This window comes from Nodularia sp. LEGE 04288 (assembly GCF_963896525.1).
In the GTDB taxonomy this organism is placed as follows: Bacteria; Cyanobacteriota; Cyanobacteriia; order Cyanobacteriales; family Nostocaceae; genus Nodularia.
Window position 1 is genome coordinate 77,105 of record NZ_CAWQOY010000171.1, and the last position, 22,403, is coordinate 99,507.

Sequence of the window (22,403 nt, forward strand, 5' to 3'; positions counted from 1 at the left end):
TGTATGCCTTAGCTGTTATGAGCCTAAGTACTGCTAAACGCTTCACCATAGATGAATATCACCGTCTGGCAGAACTCAGCTTCTTCACCGAAGATGACCGAGTTGAGCTAATTGAAGGAGAAATAGTCCAGATGGTGGCTAAAAGTACAGCACACTCTGTTTGTGAAACACTTTTATTTAGGGAGTTAATCAAGCTTGTAGCAGACAGTGCTTTAGTACGAAATCAACAACCAATTATCATCTCCCAACACAGTGAACCTGAACCAGATTTAACCATTGTGCGTAATGTTGATGATAATTATCTTTCGGCTCATCCTCAGCCATCTGATATATTGCTGGTAATTGAGGTTGCTGATTCCTCTTTAAAATATGACCAAGAAATAAAATTACCGATTTATGCAAAAGCAGCGATTACTAATTATTGGATCTTCAATTTAGTCGATAATTATTTAGAGTGCTACAGCGAGCCTTATCAAGATTTCCAAGACAAATTTGGTTATCGCTGCAAATTAATTTTCTTGCCTAACGAGACAGTGAATCTGTCCGTTTTCCCTGATTTAGTTTTGGATTTATCTCAGGTATTTCCTAAAAAATAGGTCAATGGTTGCTGCTCATTAAACCTTCAACTTCAGGGAGTAAATGTGACACTCCAAATAGTTGTCCTAAAGGAGATGTTTTCATAAAAGCTTGCCTTTCGGCGTGAGTCATAACAACTTTTGAACCTGCTTTGATTTCACTGCTAGTCAAATAGTTGTGGTACTCCCCATTCGCGTTCTTGTCGCTGACAGAAGACTGCTGCTGCTTGTCGTGAAAATCTGAAACCATATAAATCTTCTCCAGGAGCGCTCGGTGCGACCCCAACATATTCCATCTCAACCTTATCAAATCACAATTTACTGATAAACTTACTCTCTAAATTAAAATGGGGAATCCCTGTAAACAACAAAAAAAACCACAGATAAACAATTCAAAATTAAATTATCGGTGTTCATCTGTGGTTCAACTTAGGAAAAGTATTAAGACAATCCCACCAACTTAGCGCTCAACTCCCACATCCGTTCAGCCTTATCATCATCGCTGGCTTCATTGGAAACCTCTTGCAGAAAAGACTTACCATTTTTCTTTTGTCTATTTCCCCAACTCCAATAAGCACCAGATTGATTATATTGAGGATCGCTGACAACTTCCGCCACGCGATCGCCAGATTCTTCCTCAGTCACAAAGCCCCCAGTAATATACCTTTGGAAAAGAGGGAAAATCTTCTGAAACAAAGGATAGTGATTTCTAAATAGCGCCGTTGTCGCCACACAACCAGGATAAAGAGAGCTAAAAGTAATACCGTGTGACTCGTGATAGCGCCGATGCAACTCCCTCATCGTCAACACATTACATACCTTGCTATCCTTGTAAGCCTTAACAGGTTCAAACTTCTTACCGTCAATCATGGCGATCGGTTCTTTAAAACCCTCTGCAAAACCCTGCAAATTGCCCAAATCCGGACGGGGTGGAATCTTACCGCCCAATTCTTTCGGATTGTGGGTAACAGTTCCCAAAATCACCAGCCTCGGCTCAGAAGAAGGTGAATTTTTCAAATCTTCCAAAAGCAGGTTACACAGCAGAAAATGACCAAGGTGATTTGTCGCCACACTCAATTCAAATCCTTCTGGGCTTCGCAATGGTTCCTTGATTAAAGGCATATAAATTGCCGCATTGCAAACCAAAGCATCCAGGGACTTACCACTGGCTTTAAAGTCCTTCACAAACTGCCGCACACTCTCTAAAGAGCCTAAGTCAATGTGCATGACTGTGTAGCTATCCGGCTCCATCCCCAAAGATTTAGCAGCTTCTTCCGCCTTGGATAAATTCCGACAAGCCATCACCACGTGCCACCCCTTTTGGGAAAGCGCTCTCGCGGCTTGCAAACCCACCCCGGAGGAAGCGCCCGTGATTACGACTGTTGACTTCTGATCTTGTGCCATTTTATTAAAATTGCATGAATCGTCTTGTGACATATTTGATGCTCTAATGATCTCATACCATAGAGCCATCAAGTTTTAACTTTTGAAAATCCAATGATCAGGATAGGGTGAATCTAATTTTGTACATAAGCATAAATAGTGTGGGGTAAGCTCTCTAGCCTGCCCAGAACAAGCATCTTGCCTGTTCCACAAGAGAAACATAATGCACTATTTTAGGCGTGTCAGTCCAGTAGAGTGGGTTAGGCGAGATCAATGATCAAGATGAAGATGTTCAATTTTGCGCCGTAACCCACCATCTAAACTACGGACAAAATAACGTATCCCTGGTATCTCTACCAGTCACCGGATTAGTACCTTTAGCCAGTTGACACAATTTTTTTTCCTCATCCTGACGCAACAGAATATCAGTAAAATCTGCTCCATCAATAATCGCACCATCAAACCGAGCGTTAGAAGCAAACGCACCTTCTAAAACCGCATTGGTCAAATTAGCTTTGATTAATCGCGCTGAATCTAAAGTGGCGAATGAGAGATCAGCACTCTCCAAATTTGCCGATTCTAAATTTGCCGCAAAAAAGCTGACACCACGCAAATTAGCATGGTTAAAGTCACTCTGGCGGAGATTAGCTTTGGTAAAACTAGAGTCTGTTAAATCACGTCCAGAAAAATCAGCCTCTACCAAAATCTCTTTGTTATATTCCAGGGCGAAAGCTGTTGGCGTATACCCGACAATTGCTGTGATGCCAACTACTACCCAAAGTAATACACTGAGTATACTGGCTCCAATTCGATTACTTAATTTATTATTCATCATATTTTTAACCAATGGCGAACCCTCATCCCTCTCATTATCCCGATATTGGTGAATTAGGAGAAGACCTCGTAGCACAATGGTTACAGTCTACCGGCTGGAAGATTTTACATCGGCGCTTTTCCAGCCGTTGGGGAGAAATCGACATGATCGCCCAGCTTGATGAAAAACAGGTCTGCGGTGAACAGAATCTCTTGGTTAACCAATTACCCCAAGTAGCATTTGTAGAAGTGAAAACCCGTAGTCAAGGTAATTGGGATGTTGGAGGTAAAAGTGCTATCACACAACAAAAGCAGGCAAAAATTGGACGGACGGCGAGAATATTTTTAGCTCAGTATCCGGAAAAAGCAGACTACCCATGTCGCTTTGATGTTGCGATTGTCTCCTGTCAGCGCCTCTCCAAACAGCGCCCTGAGCTAAAATTGACTTCTGAAGCTTTAGCTAGCTTATCAGCAGATGGATACCAATTTTATCTGCAAGAATATCTACCAGGAGCTTTTGACTCTGCAATTGATGCCTAGCTGATGATTTTAGATTAGTCTGGTGAAAATCTACTTAGTTGTCTCGTTCATTAGCCACAAAATTACCTATCTGGTAGCAGCGCTGAATCTGAGGAAGATTAAGCCAGTGTTTCTGGACAGTAACCCAGCCCCCGCACGAATTGTTGCCGGAACGCTTCAATTTCTTCTCTCTCTGGACTACCATGAGAAACGATCGCAACTTGGTAGCGACGCATTACGTCTACAGGGGTTTGTCCGGCTTCTAAACTCCAAAGTGCCATTTGCACGCGCATCGGTGGCTTATAGCTAATTCCTAATTCATTGAGAAAAGCCCGAAAGTCCCCATCTTCTTGAAGCGAAACTTGTTCTTTGAATTTTATCCTCACCACCCAGCCGTCAATTTGATGAATCACGGTGACGAAAGAAACGGGCATCTGAGGTCTGGCGTGCAGATGTTGTACAATTCTCAGAGTTAGACTGGCATTTGCCAGGTAATACAAATATTCCATAGTTGCTGCTGGGGATCAAAGCCCATCCTACATTTCTATCTTCGTAAATAGCTTGCTGTTTCCGGTAGGGTAAAAGCACCCGTTTTTGTATGGGGAGGTTTACCCAATTTTTATAATGATTAATGCTCCCCTGTTATGCTAATTTACATCCCAGTTGCGTATCCTCACTACATAGCAGCAAATAATGGCACATCACTTCCCAAAGGAATTACTTGTATAAATCACAGGGTATTGAGAGAAAAAACTCAAATATACCAAGAGTGTCAGCGCTGATTTTTCCAATTACCTCAAAGATATTTTCAGTACAATTACATGACAATAAGTTATATCTTTAACTGCTGAAAACTTCATTGTAAATTCATGTAACGGCAAGCTTCGTGAAGGAGTCAGAGGTGAAACTGCTTTTTTTAGCGAAAAGGCCAATTTTTTCACTGCTACTCAATCACAAGCCCATTGAATATAACATTACCCGGTCATAAAGATGATCTGGCAAAAGATACTTCAGTAGGACGGCAATTTTAGCGTCTTTTCCCACAACATAGCGTGTCTTGGGCTGCTTTGCAGTCAGCGCCTGAATCACAATTTGGGCGACGAGATCCGGAGAAATTCCCCCAGATGCGATCGCCCCCACTCTCTGACGTACAGCACTCATGGCTTCACCGTAAAGTGTTTCTGCTGATTGTGGGAGGTTTTTCCGTGCTGTGTCCACTAGCAGAAACGATTTTTCCCAAATTGGGGTAGCGATCGCACCTGGTTCTATAATTGAAACTGAAATTCCCCAAGGTCGCAACTCCATACGCATCACATCGGTTAGTGCTTCCAGGGCAAATTTTGAAGCATTGTAAGCTCCCAGAAACGGCGCAGCACTTCTACCACTAATGGAACCCATATTCACAATTCTACCTTTACCCAGGCGTAATAAATCCAGAAATCCTTGTGTAACAGCTAATTGTCCCGTGACATTAACTTCCATCTGCTGTCGAAATTCAGCAATTGGTAATAATTCTAATGGGCTAGGAACGGCAATACCCGCATTATTTACTAAACCTAAAATTCCCCGATCACCAACGATATTTGTGACTGTTTCAACTGCACATTTAATCGATTCCGCCTCAGTCACATCTAAAAAGATTGGTCTCAATTTTAGTGATGCTTGTTCTTGAAGTCTTTGAGCATCTTCATCTTTACGCACACCAGCAAACACAAAATAGCCCAACTCGTCTAAGAGTAAAGCACAGGCCGCACCAATTCCTGTTGATGCTCCTGTGATCACAACTGTGTTTTTATTTCCTGGAAGCATGACTTTCCTCAGCACTATTAATCTGTCAGAGTTGATATCAGACCCTGATGACATTTGAGATTTCAAAGTTCCGGAATCCCGATATCTTGAACCGCGATCCTCTTGGCTCGCGCCTGATTTCAAAATGTCATAAATACCTTAAATATAAAGTCCCTAGCTGAGAACAAATGTAGTCAAGCTATCTTTTGCGGAACTCTGAAAGTGCTTTAAGTTCTAATTATAAATTAAATTTGATGTCAGATTATTTAATTAATCTTAACGTTCAATTGCAGAAAATTTATTTTTTTCATATCTAGAGACGCAAAGTTTCGCGCCTCTACACTTAATATTTCTTAAATGAAATTTTTAAGATGTTGCACCAATTGTTCTGCTTGCATCACACCCTCAATTTTCTCTACTGGCTGACCCTGCTTAAATAGTACCAATGTGGGTAAGGCATTAATTTGGTACTGAGTTGCTAGCCCCGCATACTTTTCAGTGTCAATTTTGACAATACGCAAACTATTTTGGAGTTGGGCATTAACTTGTTCTAAAATTGGCACCATCATCTGACAAGGGCCACACCAATCAGCATAGAAATCTACTAACACTGGGACATCAGAACCAGATAACATCTCTTCAAAACTGTTGAATTCTTTTTTTGTAGCCATGTGACACACACCAAATTTTTATTGATTGCTTTCAATGGTAATGTGTACCTCAAAGAATCGGTATATGATCATTTTGTTTTTATTGTTGCTTAATTTCCCACTGTTCCCAAAGGTATAGATGTCTGATTCAGGAAGCATCTAAATCTAAAATCCTTTAAATATAGGCACAAATCACCATAAGATCATTAGCGCGGTTATTTAAAAAGCAACAGGATTAATTTATGGGAATCTTACAGGAACAAGTCGCAATTATTACAGGTGCTTCACGGGGAATTGGCCGGGCGATCGCATTAGAATTAGCGACACAGGGCGCGACTGTCGTAGTTAATTATGCTAGTTCTAGCGGTGCTGCTGACACTGTAGTTGCAGAAATTAATGCCGCCGGCGGTCAGGCGATCGCCCTCCAAGCAGACGTATCCAAAGCCGAGCAAGTAGATACACTAATTAGCACCGTCATGGATAAATTCAAGCGCATTGATATCTTCGTCAATAACGCCGGAATTACCCGCGACACCTTACTATTACGCATGAAGCCAGAAGATTGGCAAGCCGTGATTGACCTCAATTTAACTGGTGTATTCTTATGTACACGCGCAGTCAGTAAAATAATGCTCAAACAACGTTCTGGAAGGATTATAAATATCGCCTCCGTCGCCGGACAAATGGGAAATCCAGGTCAAGCCAACTACAGCGCCGCCAAAGCCGGAGTCATTGGTTTTACTAAAACCGTCGCCAAAGAACTAGCCTCGCGTGGGATTACAGTCAACGCCGTCGCCCCTGGTTTCATCGCCACAGACATGACCAGCAACCTCAGCAACACCGAAGATATTTTGAAATATATCCCCCTCGGTCGCTACGGTCAACCAGAAGAAATAGCCGGCATGGTGCGCTTCCTAGCAGCCGATCCTGCTGCGGCTTATATTACCGGACAAGTCTTTAACGTTGATGGTGGCATGGTCATGGCATAATCAGTAAACAGTTATCAAGCTTATTCATTTAAAGATCCCCGACTTCTTCAATTCGTCGGGGATCTGAAGCGCCATGCTGAATAATTCAGATATTTGCACCACAAAATATTGTAGGGGTGCAAATTGTTTTCCCCTACATTGTGGTTTATTTAAGTAAAATTGCTACCCTGTTAAGTCTTTAACCAGACATGAAATAACTCAAGATGGTTGGCTATTTTTTCGCCAGACAGTAAAGCCCAACAGAAAAACAATACTAATGGCGGTAGAAATTATCACCACAAAATTCATGCCTTGTATTCTCATGGCCAGCAAATTAAAAACGAGAGTGATTGACCACAGAGTTAACGCCGCACGGGGCTGGGAAAATCCCAAAGCCAATAAACGGTGGTGTAGGTGGTCTTTACCTGGGGTACTGAGAGGGTTTTTTCCTGCCAATAACCTGCGGATAAACACTTGTGTAGTATCCAGTACAGGCAACAGCACAAATAACACTGTCGGTCCCAGGGCGAAAATGGTACTTTCTTGCAGATTACCTAAAATACTGGTTGCAGCCAGCACATAACCAAAAAAGTATGCACCCGCATCACCCATGATAATTTTTGAAGGGTGGAAGTTATGACGCAAAAAGCCCAAGGCTCCACCCCCTAAAGCTGCTAGCACTAAAATAGCGGCGGCGCGATTGGGAAATTGGGCTGCAACCCCTAATAAACTCATAGCGGTGATAAAACTAACTCCCCCCGCTAATCCATCCATACCATCCATCAAATTGATCGCGTTAGTGATTCCAACTACCCAAAGTACCGTCACCGAAATAGAAAGCAGCGAGTCAATGGGTGTACTGAAACCAACCTCAATACTGATGCCGTTCGCATACAGCAACAATGCCGTAACAATCTGCGCCCACAAGCGCACAGAGGGCGGTAACCCGAACTGATCATCAATAAAACCGACAAGCACTAGGATTGAACCTCCTAGTAGAATAGTTAGCACTTGAGCCAATACGTTTTGCAGGGCAATAGGTCGTAACAGGGTAGCTAGTACCATTGCGGCAATTACTCCCGCATAAATAGCCAAACCCCCGGCATTGGGCAAGGGCTGCTGGTTGAGTCGTCGAGCGTTTGGTTGGTCAGCCCAACCTACCCGCAGGGCAAATTGGCGGACTGTGGGAATCAAACGCCACGTTACCAGCCAAGCCAAAAGAAATGTAAATAATACTGCCAACCAGCCGGAGCCGCGAGGGTCGGCAATGCCGAGGGACTCAAGAAAGTTGTATAAATTCATCCCCCAATTCAAGCATTACTGCCAGTATCCTATATGAGTATCAACTGTAATATTAATCAATTTTTTTTATTTGCATTTATAATCTGAACTGCTTGGGTGATTAGCACTCTGCCTTTGTGAGTGCTAAATTGTCTAAGGGAACCGCTAGAGAGATTAAACATGGCAAAAATTATTTCCTTTGATGAAGATTCACGGCGGGCGCTAGAACGGGGAGTCAACGCCCTGGCTGATGCAGTGAAAATTACCTTGGGGCCAAAAGGCCGCAACGTCCTGTTAGAAAAAAAATATGGCGCACCTCAAATCGTCAATGATGGGATCACTGTCGCCCAAGAAGTTGAATTAGAAGACCCTTTAGAAAACACTGGTGCGAGACTGATTCAGGAAGTGGCATCCAGAACTAAGGATATCGCTGGTGATGGCACTACGACAGCCACAGTCTTAGCACAGGCGATTATTAGAGAAGGTTTGAAGAACGTCGCAGCTGGTACTAACCCCATCAGCTTGAAGCGGGGAATCGACAAAACCATTGAAGCCCTGGTGAAAGAAATTGCCCAAATGGCCAAGCCAGTAGAAGGCAGTGCGATCGCTCAAGTTGCCACTGTTTCCTCTGGTAATGATGAAGAAGTCGGCGCGATGATTGCCGAGGCTATGCAAAGAGTCACCAAAGACGGTGTAATCACTGTTGAAGAATCCAAATCTCTGACCACAGAACTGGAAGTTGTGGAAGGGATGCAGATTGACCGGGGTTATGTATCTCCCTACTTCATCACCAACAACGACAGGCAGCTCGTAGAATTTGAAAACCCTCGTATCCTGATTACCGACAAAAAAATCAGCAGCATTCAGGATTTAGTTCCTGTGTTGGAAAAAGTTGCCCGTCTGGGTCAACCCTTGCTGATTATTGCTGAAGACGTAGAAGGCGACGCTTTGGCAACTTTGGTAGTCAACAAAGCCCGCGGTGTCCTAGCTGTGGCTGCGATTAAAGCTCCGGGATTTGGCGATCGCCGTAAAGCGTTGTTACAAGACATTGCTATTCTCACCGATGGACAGATGATTTCTGAAGAAATCGGTTTAAGCCTAGACACCGCTACTTTGGAAATGCTGGGAACAGCCCGCAAAATCACCATTGACAAAGAAAGCACCACAATCGTCGCGGCTGGTGACACCAAACCAGAAGTCCAAACACGGGTTGCTCAAATTCGTCAGCAATTAGCAGAAACTGATTCTGACTACGATAAAGAAAAACTCCAAGAACGCATTGCCAAGCTAGCTGGTGGTGTTGCAGTCATTAAAGTGGGTGCAGCCACAGAAACCGAACTCAAAGACCGCAAACTGCGGATTGAAGACGCGCTCAACGCCACTAAAGCAGCCGTGGAAGAAGGCATAGTTCCCGGTGGTGGCACAACCCTAATTAACTTGATTAGCAAAATAGACGCAATCAAAGCCAGCCTGAGCGAAGAAGAAAGAATTGGCGCAGATATTATCAAACGAGCCTTGGAAGCTCCCTTACGTCAAATAGCAGATAATGCTGGTGACGAAGGTTCTGTGATTGTCTCTCAAGTCAAAGAAAGCGGTGGCAATATCGGTTACAACGCCGCTACTGGAAAATTTGAGGATTTGATTGCTGCTGGCATCATCGATCCTGCTAAAGTCGTGCGTTCAGCTTTGCAAAATGCCGGTTCCATTGCTGGTATGGTGATTACCACCGAAGCCATCGTGGTCGAAAAACCAGAGAAAAAATCTGCGGCTCCAGCCCCTGATATGGGCGGCATGGGCGGCATGGGCGGCATGGGCGGTATGGGCGGTATGGGCGGCATGGGCGGCATGGGTATGTTCTAAACTCTGTAGCCTCATGTAAATATTTTTCAGCAGTTTGTCTGGTTACGGCAAACTGTTTTTTTATACCCTTGCTGATTCAAATACAATCAAGTGATATGATAACCGCTTACATACTGATGTAATATTTGACAAAACCTTAAAAGTCAAAAGTTCCAAATTGAAAGTTTTTGATCATAAACTAATGACTATTAAGTATTAGGAAAAAATGCATGGTAAGAAAATTTCGCCGTATACCCAAAGCAGTGAAAAAGTTCTACGACAAGGAATTTTATCACAAACCAGGAACTCTGCCAGGGACGATCATCATTGACGAAAATGCTGAAGATACCACAATTATTTTGTTTGATTATAATCAAACAAACTTCATTCGCAAACAAATACAAATTCCTGAAGAATGTGCGACTTATCTAGATCAAGAATCTGTCTCTTGGGTGGATGTACAGGGATTAGGTAATCCAGACACATTACAACGATTGGGTAAAGTTTTTGATTTACATCCTCTAGTTTTAGAAGATGTAGTCAATATGGGAGAACGTCCCAAAATTGAAGATTATGAAGACCAATTACTCATAATCGCCCAGATGGTAGTTCCAATGGAAAACAACTGTGGTTTTTACAGCGAGCAAGTGAGTTTTGTTTTGGGAAAAAATTATTTGCTCACAGTGCAGGAAGAACCAGAGCATGATTGCTTTGAAGAAGTGAGGTTACGAATTTCTAGAGGTAAAGGGATCATTCGCAAACAAGGAGCCGATTATTTAGCTTATGCCCTGTTTGATGCCATTATTGATGGCTTTTTTCCAGTACTGGAAATGTACGGGGAGCGAATGGAAGAGTTAGAGGAGGAAGTCATCCTCAATCCTACCCGAAAAACACTACAACAAATATATGAAGTTAGGCGAGAACTACTGCAACTACGTCGTGCTATCTGGCCTCAGAGAAATGCAACTAGTTCTTTAATTCGAGATGGCAGTGAACTCATAGGAGCGGAAGTGCAAATCTATCTGCGAGATTGTTACGACCATGCCGTGCAAGTCATGGATATGGTGGAAAATTACCGGGAACTAGCATCTGGATTAATGGATGTTTATTTGTCCTCAGTGAGTAACAAAATGAATGAAATCATGAAGCTGCTAACGGTGATTTCTTCCATCTTTATTCCCTTAACTTTTGTAGCTGGAATATATGGGATGAATTTTAATACCGAAAAATCTCCATACAATATGCCTGAACTGAATTGGTATTGGGGTTATCCAATTTGCTTGGCAGTGATGGCAGCGATCGCTTTTGGTTTGCTATTCTTCTTCTGGCGGCGAGGTTGGCTCAAGAATTCTTCCACAATTAACCCAGATGGGAAATAGCTCATTAGTCAAACAATTTTAGATTTTAGATTTTGGTTCGACCCACAGATAAATCAGAAGGATTGTACCATTAAGAAATTATTGGTCAAATATACAAAAATATTACAGGGAGTTAAAATTCACAGTTATGAGGAGTGGTGACCAAAATTTAGTTATTTTGACCCTTTATATTATTGGCGTTTCCTACGTCTTTAACCGCATGGTTGAGTCTATCGACGATCAAATTAAATTTGAATTTAAAAAAGCAGTCGTTGATGAGCAACTCAAAGAACAAAATCTCCAAGACCAAGTGGGGATTTCTGTTAACTTCAAAGCCTCATATCCCATAGACGATCTTAAAGATTTATCCCTGAGTATCGAGAATAAATCTGACAATATAGCTATATATGTTGACTGGGATAATAGCTCTTTAGTTGTCGAACATAGCAAGCAATCGCGCCGAGTCATTCGTAAATCACCAGACTTAACCCGTGACTTAGCTGTCCCGCAAAGTCCTAGTCTGATTGCTCCGCAGAAAAAACTTTCGGAAACAGTCACAGCAGAAGATGTTTTTGAGCGTAAAGATGGAACCTACTTAGCCACAAAACCCATAATTAACATTACCAGTCTCAGCAAAGGTGGACCACCGCAAAAAAAGTTATATAACGACTTTATGCAAGAAAGAAAGGAGTTGGAATTTTCACTACAGCTGGTGCTACGCATCTCTGAAGTCCGTGTAGGTCTAGCTCCAGGTGTCAATATCCCCCCGATGTGCATTATCAACTGTCCCTTCACGATTAGAAAATTACCCTGGACTTATGCTCTGCCTTGGAAGAAAAAGAAGTAATCCGAACCGGACACATGATGCCATCCCAGATTACACTGGAGTTGGAGAGGGAGTAGGCGCAGGCGGTTGCAGATCAGTCAGATTGACTGGTTTGAGGAAAGTCCGGGCTCCCGAAAGACCAAACTTGCTGGATAACGCCCAGTGCGAGCGATCGTGAGGATAGTGCCACAGAAAGATACCGCCATCTTCAGTGAACAGTGAACAGTGAACAGTGAAAACCTGATAACTGACAACTGATAACTGATAATGGTAAGGGTGCAAAGGTGCGGTAAGAGCGCACCAGCAGCGTCGAGAGGCGCTGGCTCGGTAAACCCCGGTTGGGAGCAAGGCAATGGAGACTATGGTTGGTCTTTTACCAGTTTCCGGAAGTAGAGCCGCTAGAGGCGTTTGGTAACAAGCGTCCCAGATAGATAACTGCCCTCAACGGTGTTTTTAAACATTGGCGAGAACAGAACCCGGCTTATGTCCGACTCTCTCCCCTCTTTATTAAATGCTGAGTAGTGACGCAATGAATCGCGTCTGTACAAAGGAAGTTAATCCCCCCCATCTCCCCCATCCCCTTGATGACACTTGTTTATCCACGCCGTCAGCGACAGCTCGAAAGTTTAGTCAGAAGGTTAGGTCTGCCAACAGGTTTACCCATTAAGTGGGAACTGTTGGATTTGGCGCTGACTCATCCTACTGTTTCGGAATCGGCAAATTATGAACAATTGGAGTTTGTCGGTGATGCAGTGGTGCGACTAGCGGCGGCGGTAGTGTTGTGGGAAACCTATCCTGATTGTCCTGTGGGGGATTTTGCGGCAATTCGTTCAGTGTTGGTCAGCGATCGCATCCTCGCTCAACTGGCCAGAGAATATGGTTTGGAATTATACTTACTGGTGGCTGGTAGTGCTACCAGTGATAAAGTTGGTCAAGAATCACGCTTGGCAGATGCTTTTGAAGCTGTTCTGGGTGCGCTTTATCTCAGCACGAAGAATCTGGAATTAATTCGTCCTTGGCTAGATTTTCACTTTAAAAAGTTAGCAACGGAAATTCGCCTCGATCCCGCTAGACTTAATTACAAAGCCGCCCTGCAAGAATGGACACAAGCAGAATTTAAAGTTTTGCCTGAGTATCGCGTCACTGAGGTTAATCAAACTAACCAAAATCAAGAGCGTTTTGCTGCTGAAGTTTGGCTGTATGAGAACAAACTAGGTGAAGGTAAAGGACGGTCAATTAAGGCCGCAGAACAAGCCGCAGCGAAAGTAGCTTTTTTAGCCATTCCTCAGCCGGAAAATCCGGAAACTTAAGATTTGCATATCTGCTCTTGCCCACATCAGTTAAAAGGCCTAATTCTGTGGTAATCTACTCCACGCTTAGGTTTTTCTTGTAAAAATAAGATGAAAATTGCTGTTGTTGGTGTGGGACGTTGGGGAGTACATTTACTGCGAAATTTTTTAGCACATCCCCTGGTGAGTGTGGTGGCGGTAGTAGACCCCCAAGCCGAAAGATTAGCAGCAGTGAAGCAACAGTTTAATTTAGATGAAAATATATTATTGACTACTCAGTGGTCAGATTTACAGCAAGTAGCGGGGCTGACAGCAGTTGCGATCGCCACTCCAGCTACAACCCACTATGTCTTAATTAAGGAAGCGCTGAATTTAGGATACCATGTTTTGGCAGAAAAACCCTTAACTCTAGACCCAGTAGAATGTCTGGAACTTTGCCAGATTGCAGAAAAACAGCATTTAATCCTGATGGTTGACCATACTTATTTATTTCATCCAGCTGTTGAGCAAGGGCAAACTGTCATTAAGTCCGGTACATTAGGGAGCTTACGCTATGGCTATGCGACACGTACCCATTTAGGGCCAGTCCGCCAAGATGTAGATGCTTTGTGGGACTTGGCTATTCATGATATTGCTATTTTTAATACCTGGCTGGGTCAGATACCAGTGAAAGTACAGGCTACGGGTACGGTGTGGTTACAAGGGAATGGGGAATTTAACCACTCTGGATCAGGATTAGCCGATTTAGTCTGGGTAACACTGACATATCCGGATGGCTTTCAGGTATATATTCACCTGTGCTGGGGAAATCCTGATAAACAGCGCCGCCTGGCGGTTGTGGGTAGCCGTGGTTGCTTGATTTTTGATGAAATGTCCACTTCATCACCTTTAACTTTGTTACATGGTGAGTTTGAACGTCAGGGAAATCAGTTTTTGCCTGTGAATCAAAAACGAGAGGTGCTGGAATTAAATCCGGGCGAACCATTGCAGCGGGTGTGCGATCGCTTTATTATCAGTATGATCGAGAATACCGCCCCAGACATCTCATCTGGTTGGGTAGGCACTACCTTAGTACAGATTCTCACTGGTCTGACAGCATCTCTGAATCAGGGAGGACAACCGATTATTTTATCAATCAACGCTTTCTGATTTCTATGGCTACACCACGCAAGCTATCATGCACCTCACCTAATTGCCAAACCTTCTCACTATTCTCTATCAGTGATAGTTCGGAAATGTCAGTATCTAAATCTGGGTTCTGAGATCCATTGATCTCGTTGGAGTTTTGCCGGGTCTCTTCCCGATGAATCGGCGATAAGTTGATCTCCCTGACTTCCTCATCCCCAGAAGCAATACCCCAATGATTTAAATCCTCTTCTTTTACTGAAGCAGTTAATAGGGTGCTATCAATCATCGGCAAGGTAATCTTCACGGTCGTGCCTTGATTTATACCTGCACTTTCCAGAGTAATGCTACCTCCCATAAGTTCAATTAAGTTTCGGGAAATCGCTAGTCCTAGTCCTGTACCTTCAACCTTGCGTGTCGCACCGCCATCTAGCATGACGAAGGGGCGAAATAATTTGTGCTGCTGGGCAGGTTCAATGCCTAAACCGGTATCTGTGACGCTGACAATCACCTGAGATTGATCCTCACTGTCTTTGGAAGTTGCTGTAGCAATCGTGATGCTGCCCGCATCGGTAAACTTAGTGGCATTACCAATGATATTAATGAGTACCTGCTTTAATTTTGCTGCGTCTGCTGCTACGGGAATCAAGTCAGTACCTAAATCAGTTTTTAACTGCAAGCCTTTTTTCTGCACATTTACTGATTGTAAATTAATCACTTCCAGCAGTGTTTGTTGGAGATCAATCGGTACTTTCACTACTGAAAGCTTACCAGCTTCAATTTTGGAAATATCAAGTAGCTCATTGATAATACCTAGCAAGTGAATCGCTGTTTCATCGGCACGTTTGAGAAACTCTATTTCTTCTTCCCGGCTATCGCACAAACCCTCGTGAACTACGCGCACACAGTTAATAATTACATTGAGGGGATTTCTCAATTCATGGGAAGTGGTAGCCAAAAATTGACTTTTGATTTGGTTGGCGGTTTTTGCCTCTTTCCAAGCTATTTCTAGTTCTTCTGCCCAGGCTTTGAGTCTCTCAACCATTTGCTCTATTGCTTGCGCTAGTTGGTTGAACTCGCGAATTTTGAAGTTGCGTGGTACTGGTTGTGCGGCGTGGTGGCTGTGGAGATTCAGGGCATAGTCTCGCAATTCTTCTAGAGGATTGGCTAGGTAAGGGGCTAGATATAGGGATGCCAACAAACTCGCACCAATCAAACCAACTGTTAAAACAATCAGGATCAGTTTGATTTCTTCTAAACCCAGCAGAGCATTATCGACTGTTGTCACAGCTAGGACTATCCATTTTTGACCCGGCTCTTGTGTAATGGGATTGGCAATAGCTGTGTAACCAACTATTAATTCTTCGCCTTCTTGAGAAAGTAAATTTATGGAATTACTTTTTCCAGCCAAGGCCTTTTTCACAATGTCTTGCAGTTGGTCAGGCTTTGGGTATTCGTGAATATTCCTCCCAACTAGCTCTGCTGATGGATGTGCGAGAATTGTTCCGTTTTCAGAAATTACGAGGGTAGCGCCAGTTAACGAACCCGGCTGATTTTTGGTTTGTTTGTATAGTGCTGATTGAATACTCAAAGCATATCGGGCTTCCCCAGTGCGACTGTAAACTGGGATCGATAGCAACAATTGCAGTTGATTATAGGGATTTTTTTGTCCTGTGGTTCCTGCCTTGGGAGGAAAGATTTTTTTGATATCAATTTTTTTTCCTCGATCAGGAAAAGATAATTTCCATTCTGTAAGTTCTTGGTTACCACAGCTACTGGCAATGATTTTACTGCTTTGTAGATCAGTTAATTGCAGGCACTCAATGGAGGTGGGCAATTCTGTTGCTAGCTGAGTCAGATATTGTTGTACTTCTTTGTTAGCCGAACCAGACTGAATAACGGTTGTTTGACTGAAAGTTAGCAAGTGAATTTTCAGGGTGGCGATCGCATGAGCAATTTTCTCACTTTTGGCGATCGCACTCTCTGTCAGATTTTGACTAGCAGTTTTCAACAGGCTTGATCTGGCTTTATTCAACGCCACAAGCTCCCCCAGCAATAAAACTGGGACAAACAACAGCAAAATTTTTGTTACTAAAATACGTCTAAAGGATGATTGACGAGGCTTGGCCATCGAGTATCTCACTTTGCATCTGTAAACCACAAAAGTAACGATGTGCAATTAGAACCGCTCAAGGAGATATTCTGCTAAGTTATAAGAGTTTTCTTGTCAACTCTCAAAAGTTGCAAATATTGAAGGGATAACAAGGAATCAGCCATAGCAAAACTCATACAGGCTAGATGTGAAAGTGACTGGTGTTGCATATAGATACAGTTATGAAAATACTAAACGGGAGCTTGCGGGTAAATATTTTTTCCAATCAATCCACTAACAAGCAAAATCTCAAGACTATCAAACCAACCCAATGATGCAACTTCGTCCTCATACCACAGTAGTTTTGGCAATGAGTGCAGATGGCAAAATAGCAGATTTCAGGCGATCGCCCGCTCGCTTTGGCTCAGGAGCCGATAAAACGCACCTGGAAAAACAAATTGCTGCCTCTGATGCCGTTTTACTAGGTGCTGGTACTCTTCGTGCTTACGGTACAACACTTACCGTATCACAACCAATACTGCTGCAACATCGAATAAAAGGGGGTAAGCCCGCCCAGCCGGTTCATATAGTCATTACACAATCTGCTAATCTCAATCCGGAAATTAAGTTTTTTCAACAGCCAATCGAACGCTGGTTGCTGACAACAACAATCGGGGAACGTTCTTGGCACAAACGAGAACAGACACTGGATTCAACCAGGTTAACACCCGCACAGGAGTGTCCGGCGAAATTTGATCAGATTATAGTTTTTGACACACCAACGGGAAAGGTTGACACGTCTGCTGCTTTGCAACACCTGGCATCTCTACATATAACACGCTTGGCTGTATTAGGAGGCGGTGAATTAGTAGCTTCTATGTTGCAATCAGATTTAATTGATGAACTCTGGCTGACAGTCTGTCCATTGATTTTAGGCGGTGCATCTGCACCCACACCAGTAGAAGGGGTCGGATTTTTAGCTCCATTCGCTCCCAAATTAGAACTTTTAGAAGTTCATCAAGTTGAACAAGAGGTGTTTCTCCACTATCGGCTGCAACGTTGAGCAAATTAGACTACGCTAATAGTCATTGGTCAATCAATTTTAGATTTTAGATTTTAGATTTTGGATTAGACTGCAATCTAAAATCGCTTTCTCCAAAATCCAAAATTCTTTACTCCCCACTCCCTACTCCCTACTCCCTACTCCTTTCTAGAACAGCCTCATAATGGTGGAACAAATCAAGCCTCGCTACTCTAGCCTTTGGATTAACAAAATCGCGGAAGTACCCCAAGATGCCTGGGATGCTTTAGCAATGCCACTGAAAACGCCGTTTTTAGAATGGGATTGGCTGAATAATTTGGAAATTTCCCAGAGTGCTACAGCTAAAACCGGCTGGTTACCCAATCATTTAACTCTTTGGCGAGACAGGACGTTGATTGCTGTTGCGCCACTTTACCTCAAAGGCCATAGTTATGGCGAATTTGTCTTTGATCACCAATGGGCAGAATTAGCCGATCGCATTGGTGTAGAGTATTATCCTAAATTGCTGGGTATGACTCCCTTTACCCCGGCTGAAGGTTATCGGTTTTTAATCGCCCCTGGGGAAGATGAGGATGAAATTACTGCCAAAATGGTGCATGAGATTGATGCTTTCTGCACTAAACATCGGATTTCTGGTTGTCATTTTCTCTACGTCGATCCCCAATGGCGTGCAGTCCTGGAACGGCAAGGTTTTACAACTTGGTTACACCATAGCTACATTTGGGAAAATGTCGAGTTTAAAACTTTTGATGATTATTTAGCATTATTCAACGCCAATCAGCGCCGCAATATTAAGCGAGAACGCAAAGCTGTGGAAAAAGTGGGTTTACGATTACAACCACTGACTGGTGATGCAATTCCGCAGTCTTTATTTCCGTTGATGTACGATTTCTATGCTGATACTTGTGATAAGTTCGGCTGGTGGGGTAGTAAATACCTGACAAAGCAGTTTTTTGAGCAGCTACACACGAATTATCGCCATCGAGTGGTGTTTTTCCCAGCATATACAGAAGAAGATCAAAGCCAACCTGTGGGGATGTCCTTTTGTTTATTTAAAGGCGATCGCTTATATGGACGTTATTGGGGTAGTTTGGAAGATATAGATTGCTTACATTTTGATGCTTGTTACTATACACCCATTGAGTGGGCGATCGCTCACGGGATTCAAAGTTTCGATCCCGGTGCTGGGGGACGACACAAAAAACGTCGCGGTTTTCCGGCTATGCCTAATTACAGTTTGCACCGCTTTTACAATAGTCGTTTAGACCAAATTCTTCGCCCTTATATTCGGGAAGTCAATCAATTAGAACAGCAGGAGATGGAAGCGATTAATCAGGATTTACCGTTTGGTCAGGATACAAAAAAATAAACTGCTCAGTACAAAAGTCCCTTAAATGCCGATTAGCTTAGATGAGGATGGTGCGTTGCGCTGGGCGACAACACACACTACTGGCGTGGCAAGCTTAAATTAGTACATAAGCATAAATACTGTGGGGTGGGCTTCTAGCCCGCCCAGAACAGGCATCTTGCCTGTTCCACAAGAGAAACACAATACACTATTTTAAGCTTGTCAGTCCACTACGGGTTATTTTATCGGACTAGATGCGTTGAAGTCGGCTATTTATTGAAAATCACTGGCACAAACTCAGGAGTTATCTCAGGCATGACTGTATTACCTGTAGGCGGAGGATTTTCGGCGGGATTAGCCATTTGAGTGGCTTGACGCTGTTGTTCTATCACCAAGGCAATTTGCTGGATTAATTGCTTCATTTTCTCGGCTGATTCTAACTGGCCTTGCTGCTTGTATGCTGTGTAGGCGCGTTTGAATATACCGTTAGCTTCCTGGAGTTCACCTTGATTGTATAAAATAACTCCTAAGTTATGGTAAGCTGTGGCATTTTGAGGTTCAAGTTCTAGGACTTGCCGATAAGCGGCGATCGCAGGCTCTATTTCTCCTTGCTCCTGCTGGGCGATCGCTAAGTTATAATAAGCGTTGGCATTACTACTATCGAGATTAATTGCGGCTTCGTAGGCGGCTATCGCTTCCCGCTCTTGTCCTAATTCATACAGCGCTAATCCCAAATTATACTGTGCTGCCGACCTTGTAGGATCGATGGACAAAGCTTGTCTATAAGCAGGAATCGCCGCTGCTTCTTGCCCTTGTCGGTGTAATGCTAACCCTAAATTATAGTAAGTTTCACTCAGATTGGGATTAATTCTGAGCGCCTGTCGATATTCTTTGACTGCTAGATCCAGGCGATTTTGCATCAGCAAAATATTACCTAGATAATTGCGTGCTATGCCGAGGTTCGGATCTCGCTCTAAGGCTAGACGAAAGGCAGATTCTGCACCCTGGAAATCATTTCGGTGGTAACGTGTGACTCCTTGCTGGTAGAGGCTAGCTGTTTCCAAGTCCTGAGAAACTGCTTTTTGTGCCAGCAGCTGGCTTTCTGGTAATTGCAAGATGGTCGGTGCAGCCAACACCAAACACACAGAGGTAGCACAGAGAAGTCCTAGATGCAGCTGCTGCCAATTGATCACCGGGCAGAACCACTGACGAATTGTATGCTGTTTATACATAAATAGCACTTTTGTAGTTTTTTATATTCCTATAACTCAGAGTACCCACAACGAGAGCCAAAATTAAAAATTAAAAATTAAAAATTCCTAACTCAGTCATCCTCTAGCTTCTGGAAGAATGAGCATGGCATCACCGAAGGAATAAAAGCGATATTTCGAGGCGATCGCTTCTTGGTATATATTTATCAAACGTTGTCTACCAATCAAGGCACTGACCAGCATTAGCAAACTAGAACGTGGTAAATGAAAATTGGTAATCAGTCCATCTACTACCCGCCATTGATAACCGGGATAGATGAATAAGTCTGTTTTCCCACAAAATGGGTGTAAATCCCCAGATTTTGCTGCCCCTTCTAAGGCGCGGACTGCTGTTGTCCCCACGGCAATAATTCGACCCCCAGCAGCTTTAGTGGCGCGGATTTGTTCGACTGTGGCGGGGGGAACGGAAATCCATTCTTCATGCATCTGGTGGCTGGTGACTTCTTCTATTTCTACGGGGCGAAATGTCCCTACGCCAACGTGTAATGTGATCAAAGCTTGATTTATGCCGCGATCGCGTAACTTTGACAGCAACTCTGGGGTAAAATGTAATCCTGCCGTCGGCGCAGCGATCGCTCCTGGCTGTTGTGCATAAACTGTTTGATATTGTTCATCAGCAGCAGTCGATGCCGTGATATAAGGCGGTAGGGGTATTTCACCGAATTGATCTAACAGTTCTACCAAAGCTTTGCCTTCAGGCACATCAAAACGCAATAAACGCCCTCCCGTGGCTGCGTCTGTTTCCATAACTGTCGCTGTTAATTGAGTCGGGAGTGGCTGAGAATCTGTTTGATTCCTCAATCCTAATCCCCTCGATTCAAAAATTATTTCTGTTCCTAGTTTGAAGCGTTTTCCTGGTTTAACTAAAGCTAACCAACAGTTATATTGACGTTCTTCTAAGAGCAAAACCTCGATTTCTGCACCAGTGGATTTACGACCATACAGCCGCGCCGGAATCACTTTTGTATCATTGATGATCAATAAATCACCAGTACGTAATAACTCTGGTAAATCTCGAAAAATCTGGTGTAGAGGTGCAGTTTCTTGGCCTGTGGTGGGAGAATCCACTACTAATAAACGCGAACTATCTCTAGGAAATACCGGATTTTGGGCAATAAGTTCGGTTGGTAATGCGTAATCATACCCTGCCAATGAATAATCTAAAGTCACGTCTTGTATCTCTTTTTGAGAAAGTTCATGCAAATTAGTATGTGCTATTTGTTTCTGATCTGCATAGCGTTAAGAACGTCGCACATTCAAGCAACACCATTCTTTCTTTTTCCACAGGGTAGCAACAATCCAACCATTTTTTTCTAACGCATCACCAACCGCTTGAGATTGTTCGAGTAAAATCCCGCTAAAAATTCCCCAAGTACTGGGTTTAGCGATCGCACTCATTTCTGGAACCAACTGAATAATGACATCAGCCAAAATATTACAGACAATACCATCGACTGGTTTATCCACCAATTTGAGGATCATGTCTACACTACCTTCTGCTGATACCAAGCGTTCTGGCTTAATGTCGTTCAGGGCGCGATTGCTGAAGGTTGATTGCACCGCCAAGGGATCAGTATCCACTGCATAGACTTTTTCAGCCCCCAATAGCAATGCTCCAATGGAAAGTATACCAGAACCACAGCCGATATCCGCAATGATCAGAGGCTCTTGTTTAACACTCTTACCCACAAAAGAAGCAGGTATTTGACTTAACCGCATTTCTAGCGATTCCAAACACAATTGAGTTGTGGCATGATTTCCCGTACCAAATGCTACCCCAGGATCAAGACGAATCACTAACCGTTCTGTTGTTTCTGGTAAGGGTAGCCAGGCAGGATTAATTAAAAAGCGATCGCCGATTTCTTCAGGTTTCCAGTATTGTTTCCAGCTAGTAGCCCAATCTTCCTCATCGATTAACTCCCAGTTTAGGGTAGGAATAGACAATCCGATACAAAGGGCATCTTGACGCAACCACAGCGATAGCGCCGCCAAATCTAGTAACTGTGCTTGAAATCTCGGTAGGTAAGCTTTGACTAGACAGAAATTACCTTTACTTTCACTCGCTGTACCACGGCTGCTAAAATCCTCCAGTCGCCAAAATACTGTCTCTTCCAGCGCTGGATCACATAAAATCTGTAGTTCCCACCAAGTGTTTGCCATATTGAGTGCTGAGTGCTGTTAGCGGAGCAGGGCGTGAGCCATTGCTGAGTCTAACAGAGTTATGAGTTAACAGCTA

General features: G+C 43.4%; 21 protein-coding genes and 1 other RNA gene. 11 read left to right on the forward strand and 11 right to left on the reverse strand.

Going from position 1 to position 22,403, the window contains the following annotated elements:
- Window positions 1–17 precede the first annotated feature (17 nt).
- Complete coding sequence (locus tag AACX33_RS24990) at window positions 18–596, forward strand: Uma2 family endonuclease (protein WP_194002895.1); 579 nt, start codon at window positions 18–20, stop codon at window positions 594–596.
- Window position 597: 1 nt separating this feature from the next.
- On the opposite strand, the gene AACX33_RS24995 is transcribed toward AACX33_RS24990, so the two are convergent.
- The 3 genes from AACX33_RS24995 to AACX33_RS25005 all read right to left on the reverse strand — a co-directional run bounded on the left by AACX33_RS24995 (window position 598) and on the right by AACX33_RS25005 (window position 2,790).
- Complete coding sequence (locus AACX33_RS24995) at window positions 598–825, reverse strand: hypothetical protein (RefSeq protein WP_227788822.1); 228 nt, start codon at window positions 823–825, stop codon at window positions 598–600.
- 191 nt (window positions 826–1,016) lie between these two features.
- On the reverse strand, window positions 1,017–1,979 hold the full coding sequence (locus tag AACX33_RS25000; protein ID WP_194002893.1) for a protochlorophyllide reductase: 963 nt from the start codon (window positions 1,977–1,979) through the stop codon (window positions 1,017–1,019).
- 301 nt (window positions 1,980–2,280) lie between these two features.
- Window positions 2,281–2,790 carry a pentapeptide repeat-containing protein gene (locus tag AACX33_RS25005; protein ID WP_194002981.1) on the reverse strand — a complete coding sequence of 170 codons (510 nt, stop codon included), beginning with the start codon at window positions 2,788–2,790 and terminating at the stop codon, window positions 2,281–2,283.
- 14 nt (window positions 2,791–2,804) lie between these two features.
- Between AACX33_RS25005 and AACX33_RS25010 the strand changes: the two genes are divergently transcribed.
- Window positions 2,805–3,311, forward strand: coding sequence for a YraN family protein (locus AACX33_RS25010; protein ID WP_194002891.1), 507 nt, complete (start codon window positions 2,805–2,807; stop codon window positions 3,309–3,311).
- A 98-nt stretch (window positions 3,312–3,409) separates the two neighbouring features.
- Here AACX33_RS25010 and AACX33_RS25015 read toward each other — a convergent pair whose 3' ends face one another.
- The 3 genes from AACX33_RS25015 to trxA all read right to left on the reverse strand — a co-directional run bounded on the left by AACX33_RS25015 (window position 3,410) and on the right by trxA (window position 5,749).
- Window positions 3,410–3,799: a hypothetical protein gene (locus tag AACX33_RS25015; protein WP_194002889.1), complete on the reverse strand. Its 390-nt coding sequence runs from the start codon at window positions 3,797–3,799 to the stop codon at window positions 3,410–3,412.
- A 442-nt stretch (window positions 3,800–4,241) separates the two neighbouring features.
- On the reverse strand, window positions 4,242–5,153 hold the full coding sequence (locus tag AACX33_RS25020) for an SDR family oxidoreductase (protein ID WP_227788823.1): 912 nt from the start codon (window positions 5,151–5,153) through the stop codon (window positions 4,242–4,244).
- Window positions 5,154–5,431: 278 nt separating this feature from the next.
- Entirely contained in the window at window positions 5,432–5,749 is a 318-nt protein-coding gene (gene trxA, locus AACX33_RS25025) for a thioredoxin (protein WP_194002887.1), read from the reverse strand.
- A 221-nt stretch (window positions 5,750–5,970) separates the two neighbouring features.
- Between trxA and fabG the strand changes: the two genes are divergently transcribed.
- Window positions 5,971–6,717, forward strand: a complete 747-nt coding sequence (fabG, locus tag AACX33_RS25030; protein WP_194002885.1) for a 3-oxoacyl-[acyl-carrier-protein] reductase — start codon at window positions 5,971–5,973, stop codon at window positions 6,715–6,717.
- 198 nt (window positions 6,718–6,915) lie between these two features.
- Here the strand turns inward: fabG and AACX33_RS25035 are convergent, their stop codons facing one another.
- A complete protein-coding gene (locus AACX33_RS25035) occupies window positions 6,916–7,998 on the reverse strand; it encodes an MraY family glycosyltransferase (RefSeq protein ID WP_194002883.1) in 1,083 nt (360 codons plus the stop codon).
- 159 nt (window positions 7,999–8,157) lie between these two features.
- On the opposite strand from AACX33_RS25035, the gene groL reads away from it, so the two are divergent.
- The 6 genes from groL to AACX33_RS25065 all read left to right on the forward strand — a co-directional run bounded on the left by groL (window position 8,158) and on the right by AACX33_RS25065 (window position 14,438).
- Entirely contained in the window at window positions 8,158–9,837 is a 1,680-nt protein-coding gene (gene groL / locus AACX33_RS25040; protein ID WP_194002881.1) for a chaperonin GroEL, read from the forward strand.
- 209 nt (window positions 9,838–10,046) lie between these two features.
- On the forward strand, window positions 10,047–11,195 hold the full coding sequence (gene corA, locus AACX33_RS25045; protein ID WP_194002879.1) for a magnesium/cobalt transporter CorA: 1,149 nt from the start codon (window positions 10,047–10,049) through the stop codon (window positions 11,193–11,195).
- Between the two features lie 127 nt (window positions 11,196–11,322).
- Window positions 11,323–12,021: a hypothetical protein gene (locus tag AACX33_RS25050; protein ID WP_194002877.1), complete on the forward strand. Its 699-nt coding sequence runs from the start codon at window positions 11,323–11,325 to the stop codon at window positions 12,019–12,021.
- A 49-nt stretch (window positions 12,022–12,070) separates the two neighbouring features.
- Window positions 12,071–12,499: RNase P RNA component class A (rnpB, locus tag AACX33_RS25055), an RNA gene on the forward strand.
- Window positions 12,500–12,584: 85 nt separating this feature from the next.
- On the forward strand, window positions 12,585–13,310 hold the full coding sequence (gene rnc / locus AACX33_RS25060) for a ribonuclease III (protein ID WP_194002875.1): 726 nt from the start codon (window positions 12,585–12,587) through the stop codon (window positions 13,308–13,310).
- A gap of 90 nt (window positions 13,311–13,400) precedes the next feature.
- Window positions 13,401–14,438, forward strand: coding sequence for a Gfo/Idh/MocA family protein (locus AACX33_RS25065; protein ID WP_194002873.1), 1,038 nt, complete (start codon window positions 13,401–13,403; stop codon window positions 14,436–14,438).
- Here the strand turns inward: AACX33_RS25065 and AACX33_RS25070 are convergent.
- Window positions 14,425–16,545, reverse strand: coding sequence for a sensor histidine kinase (locus AACX33_RS25070; protein ID WP_194002871.1), 2,121 nt, complete (start codon window positions 16,543–16,545; stop codon window positions 14,425–14,427). The genes AACX33_RS25065 and AACX33_RS25070 overlap by 14 nt on opposite strands.
- Before the next feature lie 292 nt (window positions 16,546–16,837).
- Here AACX33_RS25070 and AACX33_RS25075 point away from each other — a divergent pair, with 292 nt between their 5' ends.
- Both AACX33_RS25075 and AACX33_RS25080 read left to right on the forward strand, forming a co-directional pair.
- Window positions 16,838–17,569 (forward strand): RibD family protein, encoded by a 732-nt coding sequence (locus AACX33_RS25075; protein ID WP_194002869.1) that lies wholly within the window; start codon window positions 16,838–16,840, stop codon window positions 17,567–17,569.
- Between the two features lie 163 nt (window positions 17,570–17,732).
- Window positions 17,733–18,917, forward strand: a complete 1,185-nt coding sequence (locus tag AACX33_RS25080) for a GNAT family N-acetyltransferase (RefSeq protein WP_194002867.1) — start codon at window positions 17,733–17,735, stop codon at window positions 18,915–18,917.
- 248 nt (window positions 18,918–19,165) lie between these two features.
- Here AACX33_RS25080 and AACX33_RS25085 read toward each other — a convergent pair whose 3' ends face one another.
- The 3 genes from AACX33_RS25085 to prmA form a co-directional block, all read right to left on the reverse strand.
- Window positions 19,166–20,128: a tetratricopeptide repeat protein gene (locus AACX33_RS25085; RefSeq protein ID WP_194002865.1), complete on the reverse strand. Its 963-nt coding sequence runs from the start codon at window positions 20,126–20,128 to the stop codon at window positions 19,166–19,168.
- Window positions 20,129–20,224: 96 nt separating this feature from the next.
- A complete protein-coding gene (gene queA / locus AACX33_RS25090; protein WP_194002977.1) occupies window positions 20,225–21,346 on the reverse strand; it encodes a tRNA preQ1(34) S-adenosylmethionine ribosyltransferase-isomerase QueA in 1,122 nt (373 codons plus the stop codon).
- Between the two features lie 60 nt (window positions 21,347–21,406).
- Complete coding sequence (prmA, locus tag AACX33_RS25095) at window positions 21,407–22,327, reverse strand: 50S ribosomal protein L11 methyltransferase (RefSeq protein ID WP_194002863.1); 921 nt, start codon at window positions 22,325–22,327, stop codon at window positions 21,407–21,409.
- Window positions 22,328–22,403: the final 76 nt, after the last annotated feature.

Bases quoted from the DNA above. Each gene is read 5' to 3' on its own strand.
- AACX33_RS24990 (WP_194002895.1), top strand. From the start codon at position 18: ATGAGCCTAAGTACTGCTAAACGCTTCACCATAGATGAATATCACCGT.
- AACX33_RS24995 (WP_227788822.1), bottom strand. From the start codon at position 825: ATGGTTTCAGATTTTCACGACAAGCAGCAGCAGTCTTCTGTCAGCGAC.
- AACX33_RS25000 (WP_194002893.1), bottom strand. From the start codon at position 1,979: ATGGCACAAGATCAGAAGTCAACAGTCGTAATCACGGGCGCTTCCTCC.
- AACX33_RS25005 (WP_194002981.1), bottom strand. From the start codon at position 2,790: ATGAATAATAAATTAAGTAATCGAATTGGAGCCAGTATACTCAGTGTA.
- AACX33_RS25010 (WP_194002891.1), top strand. From the start codon at position 2,805: ATGGCGAACCCTCATCCCTCTCATTATCCCGATATTGGTGAATTAGGA.
- AACX33_RS25015 (WP_194002889.1), bottom strand. From the start codon at position 3,799: ATGGAATATTTGTATTACCTGGCAAATGCCAGTCTAACTCTGAGAATT.
- AACX33_RS25020 (WP_227788823.1), bottom strand. From the start codon at position 5,153: ATGTCATCAGGGTCTGATATCAACTCTGACAGATTAATAGTGCTGAGG.
- trxA (WP_194002887.1), bottom strand. From the start codon at position 5,749: ATGGCTACAAAAAAAGAATTCAACAGTTTTGAAGAGATGTTATCTGGT.
- fabG (WP_194002885.1), top strand. From the start codon at position 5,971: ATGGGAATCTTACAGGAACAAGTCGCAATTATTACAGGTGCTTCACGG.
- AACX33_RS25035 (WP_194002883.1), bottom strand. From the start codon at position 7,998: ATGAATTTATACAACTTTCTTGAGTCCCTCGGCATTGCCGACCCTCGC.
- groL (WP_194002881.1), top strand. From the start codon at position 8,158: ATGGCAAAAATTATTTCCTTTGATGAAGATTCACGGCGGGCGCTAGAA.
- corA (WP_194002879.1), top strand. From the start codon at position 10,047: ATGGTAAGAAAATTTCGCCGTATACCCAAAGCAGTGAAAAAGTTCTAC.
- AACX33_RS25050 (WP_194002877.1), top strand. From the start codon at position 11,323: ATGAGGAGTGGTGACCAAAATTTAGTTATTTTGACCCTTTATATTATT.
- rnc (WP_194002875.1), top strand. From the start codon at position 12,585: ATGACACTTGTTTATCCACGCCGTCAGCGACAGCTCGAAAGTTTAGTC.
- AACX33_RS25065 (WP_194002873.1), top strand. From the start codon at position 13,401: ATGAAAATTGCTGTTGTTGGTGTGGGACGTTGGGGAGTACATTTACTG.
- AACX33_RS25070 (WP_194002871.1), bottom strand. From the start codon at position 16,545: ATGGCCAAGCCTCGTCAATCATCCTTTAGACGTATTTTAGTAACAAAA.
- AACX33_RS25075 (WP_194002869.1), top strand. From the start codon at position 16,838: ATGATGCAACTTCGTCCTCATACCACAGTAGTTTTGGCAATGAGTGCA.
- AACX33_RS25080 (WP_194002867.1), top strand. From the start codon at position 17,733: ATGGTGGAACAAATCAAGCCTCGCTACTCTAGCCTTTGGATTAACAAA.
- AACX33_RS25085 (WP_194002865.1), bottom strand. From the start codon at position 20,128: ATGTATAAACAGCATACAATTCGTCAGTGGTTCTGCCCGGTGATCAAT.
- prmA (WP_194002863.1), bottom strand. From the start codon at position 22,327: ATGGCAAACACTTGGTGGGAACTACAGATTTTATGTGATCCAGCGCTG.